Origin of the sequence: Bifidobacterium panos, from assembly GCF_012932445.1 — a bacterium.
In the GTDB taxonomy this organism is placed as follows: Bacteria; Actinomycetota; Actinomycetes; order Actinomycetales; family Bifidobacteriaceae; genus Bifidobacterium; species Bifidobacterium panos.
Genome location: NZ_JAAIIJ010000032.1, coordinates 1 through 4,212, shown reverse-complemented (window position 1 = coordinate 4,212; position 4,212 = coordinate 1). Strand labels below are relative to the sequence as shown.

General features: G+C 60.2%; 1 protein-coding gene. It reads right to left on the bottom strand.

All coding sequences use genetic code 11. The features are described 5' to 3' along the window. On the bottom strand, positions 1-3,965 hold a 3,965-nt coding region (locus G1C94_RS07440), incomplete at its 3' end, for an InlB B-repeat-containing protein (protein WP_172147121.1). Between the last annotated feature and the right edge of the window lie 247 nt (positions 3,966-4,212).

The window sequence follows — 4,212 nt, the reverse complement described above, 5'->3', positions numbered from 1 at the left end:
GAAGACACCTGGTAGGTCGACTCGCCGGTCAAACCGGTGCCGTCGCCCTTATCGAACACGACCGTGTTCACGGTCCTCTCCCACACGGCGGTATACGTCACGGACTTATACGTCTCGGACAACTCCTTGTCCCAGCCCTTGAACGTGTAGCCGGTGCGAGACAACGAGGTCGGGACCTTCGCCTTATCCGCCGTGGTGTATTCCTGGCCGTCACGGCCGGTCAGCACCAGAGACGAATTGTTGTCCGCGTCCAGGCCGCCGGCGTAGTTGTACAACACCTGCACACTCGACTCCGGCACATACTGCGCCGTAAACGACACCGTCCCGGCCTTCGCACCCTCGTTCGTACCCGCGACGATGTACTTGTCGACGCTGTCCTGCGAGTACACCCTGTCGTCCTCGTCGCACAGCCAGCCGGTGAAACGGTAACCACCATCAGCGGTCGGCGCGGCCGGCTTGCCGTTCACGGCACTGCCGGTGTTCACCTTCCACTGGGTCTGCTCGCCCGCGGCGATCGTACCGTGATCGCCATCCTTGAACGTGACCGTGTTCTCATTCGCCGTCCACTGCGCCGTATACTTCACGTTCACGTACTTGCCGGACGGGGGCGTGTCCCAACCCGCGAACTCGTAGCCCGCGCGCGTCGGCTCCTTCGCGGCCTTCGCCGCGTCCCCGGCCGTGTACTCGCCGTTCGCCGTACCCGACAACGTCAGCGACGTCGCGCCATCGACATTGCCGCCGTTGTAATCGTACGTCACCGTCGCATCGGGCAGGTCCACGTACTGGGCGGTGAACGTCAAACCATACGCGGCCGGCAGGCCGGCGATCTGGCTGGGCTGGTACAACACGTTGTCCGCGCTGGACAGCCAGCCGGTGAACTTCTTGCCAGCCGGCGCGGTCAGCGTGGGCTCCACGTAGGTTTCCTTGGTCGTGGTGTCCAGCTTCGAGCCGGTCTTCACCGTCAGGGTCTCGTTCACGCCCGTGTCCAGCGTGCCGCCGTTCGCGTTGAACGTGACCGTCACGTCCGCGGCCTGCCACTTGGCCTTGTACGTCGCCGACTCGTACTTCCCCGTCGGCGTCGCGTCCTTGCCGTCCAGCGTCCAGCCCTTGAACTCGTAACCATCACGCGTCACATTGGTCGGCACCGCGTCGCCGTCAGTGTAGGCGGTGTCCTTGACGCCCGTGAGCGTCGAGGACGTCTCACCATTCAGCGTGCCGCCGTTGTAGTCGAACGTGACCGTCACCTCGGGCAAATCCCTATACACCGCAGTGAAACCCAAACCCGGCTTGGCGACCAGGCTGGCGATCTGGCCGGGCTGGTACACCGCGTTGTCCAGGCTGGACTTCCAACCCACGAACTCCTTGCCCGCCACCGGCGTCACCGTCGGAGCCTTATACGTTTCCGTCGAGGTGTTCAGCGCCTGGTCGGTCTTCACCGTCAGGGACTGGTTCACGCCCGTGTCCAGCGTGCCGTCGCCGGCCTCGCCCTCGGTCTCGTTCTTCACCGTGAACGTCACCGTCTGGTCCTGGGCCTGCCACTTGGCCGTGTACACCGTCACACCCGCGGTCGCATACGTGCCAGTCGGGGTCACGTCCTTCTTGTCCGCGTCCTGCCAGCCCTTGAACTCGTAACCGTCGAGCTTCATGTCGGTCTTCTCCGGCACGTCGTACGTCTGGTCGATCAGACCGGAGACGACCTTGCTCGACTCGCCCGAAACCGTGCCGCCGTTCGCGTTGAACACCACCGTCGAACCATCGTTCTTCGCATACTGCGCCGTGAACGTCACCGGACTCGCCGCACCCGACACCAGATAGTCCTTCACCTCGCCCGTCGAATACACGCGCTGGTTCTCGTCGCACAGCCAACCCGTGAACGACCAGCCCGCCTTCGGCGTGACGGTCGGCTCGGCGTACTCGCCGTCCTCGTCGTCCTTGCCGGTTTCCACCTTCTGGCCCGACTTCACCGTGAACGACGTCTTCGCATCCCCGGCGAACGAACCGTTGTCGCCCTTGGCGAACGTCACCGTGTTGTCCTTCGCCGTCCACTCGGCCTTGAACGTCACATCAGCCTCATACGCCGCCTTCGTGTCCGTCTTGGACGGGACGGTCACATCCTTCGCGGTCGTGGTCCAACCAGCGAACTCATAACCCGCACGCGTCGGGGCGGGCACATCATACTCCACACCCTCAAAACCAGACAACGTCTTCGACGACGCGTTATCAGCCGTGCCGCCGGCGTAATCGAACTGAACCGTCACCCGGTCCGCATCCACGTACTCGGCCTTGAACGTCGCATCCGACCTGACCACCCACGCGCCAGCGGCCGTCGGGGAGAACAAACCATCATCCGAACCGGTCGAAGTACCCTCATCGGTCGCGGAAAGACGCCAACCGGCAAACTTCTTACCAGCCTTCGTACCCGCATCCGTCACGTTCACCTCGGGAAGCGCATAGTCCGCACCCTTCGACACCGCCAAACCATTCGTCACCACCAACGACTCAGGCGTACCGTTCTTCATCTCGCCATAACCCTCAACGCCGAGAACGAACTCCACCGTACGACCAACCGTCGCCGTAATCTCAATCGCACCAGTCACCTTATCGCCCGGAATCTTCAACAGGCCACTGTCACCGTCAGCGTCGAACGTGTAATCCGTACCACTCACCAACGTCGTGGTCGCATCGCCATTCTGGACCTTCACCGACACCAACGAAGAATCCAACGAACCCTCCGAAGCAGTCAACGTCGCAGAATACGACTCGCCAACCACAGCACGCTTCAACGTGTCAGTCGTCGTCACACGAGCATCCAGGCTATACGTCACATCAACAGGATCAACAGCAGCAGACGCAATCATACCAGTTTCAGTCTCATCAAGCTTGAAACCCTCAAACTCAACATAAAAACCAGGAACGGAGCTGCTGACATTTGGTCCATCATTCCACTGACCCGCAGATCCAAAACCATAGAAGGCAACACCTTCCTCAGTGTCGCCGTAGCCGGTGGGTTCTGCGTATATACCACCAACGTTCCAGTTGGTGTATACGCCATCGACAGCATGACCGTTCTTCGCCGTGGAGTTGGTCCAGATCATCTGACCGGCGTTTGGGCCCGTCACCCAATACCAAGCCGTACCCCAATCCGACTCACCATCATTGTCGAGAGAGAACGTATCAGCGGGATTATCACCCGCATGCTTCGCAGACGTCCAACGCGTCGCACCTATCCAACCAGACTGATTGTTAAACGACTTGTAAATCAGGTTATGCTCCTGAGCCGACTCAATAGTCAGCAAATGACCCTTCTGACCAAGAAACGATATGGTCTTCGCAGCAGCATACGAGGCATCCCAATTCTTCTTCGTGTTGACGTACGTGTATGCGTGGCCGTTGAACAGGGTCACGCTATAGTTCGTATCGTTGCCGGTCGAGTCCTCGATCTTCAACGGCTCGCTCGCCGCGCTCACCGTGATGTTCTGCGTCTTGTTCTCCGAAGCGTCCGTATAGAACGTCAGACCACGCAAATACGTCTGCAAATCCGCAGGCTGTATGCTCGCGGTGTTGTCCGCCGACCTGAACGTGACATACGTGTACTTGCCGTTGGCAGCCGGGGCCGTATACTCGTTCTTCTCGTTCAAACCGTCCACGGCAGTCGCGCCGGTCGGCATCTTCAGGTTCGGTACAAAGTAGCCGGAGTCGACCTGCACCACGACATACGAACTCGCCTTGCCGCCCACCTCAGCCTGCTCCAGCTTATACGACGCGCCCTCGGTCTTCGAGCCCAAGCCGAGGAAGGTCTTCTGATCCGCTTTAAGCGTGATCTCCGGCTTGGTGGCCTCGTCGCCGTCGCCTTCCGCCCATGCGGAAGGCACGGCCACCGCCAGCACCATCAGCATGGCCAGTATGGCGGCCGGTATGGCCGCCAGCCAGCGCCCCAAACCATCATGAGATGAAAATCTCACCATAAGAAACTCCTAAAAATTCCTTTATTCTTCAACCAACCCTCCCCCAACAGAAGACGCTTTTCCCGCGCGAACCCGCGCGCGAAAAGCGCCCTCCCGAATCGGGGGAGGAGGAAACCCCAGTACACCGGCCGGCCGGAATATCCGGCCGGCCGGTGTACTGGGGCTTTGTCTTATACACATCTCCGAGCCCACGAGAGCGGTCAATATCTCGTATGCGGTCTTCTCAGTTGAAAAAAAAAAAAAATAA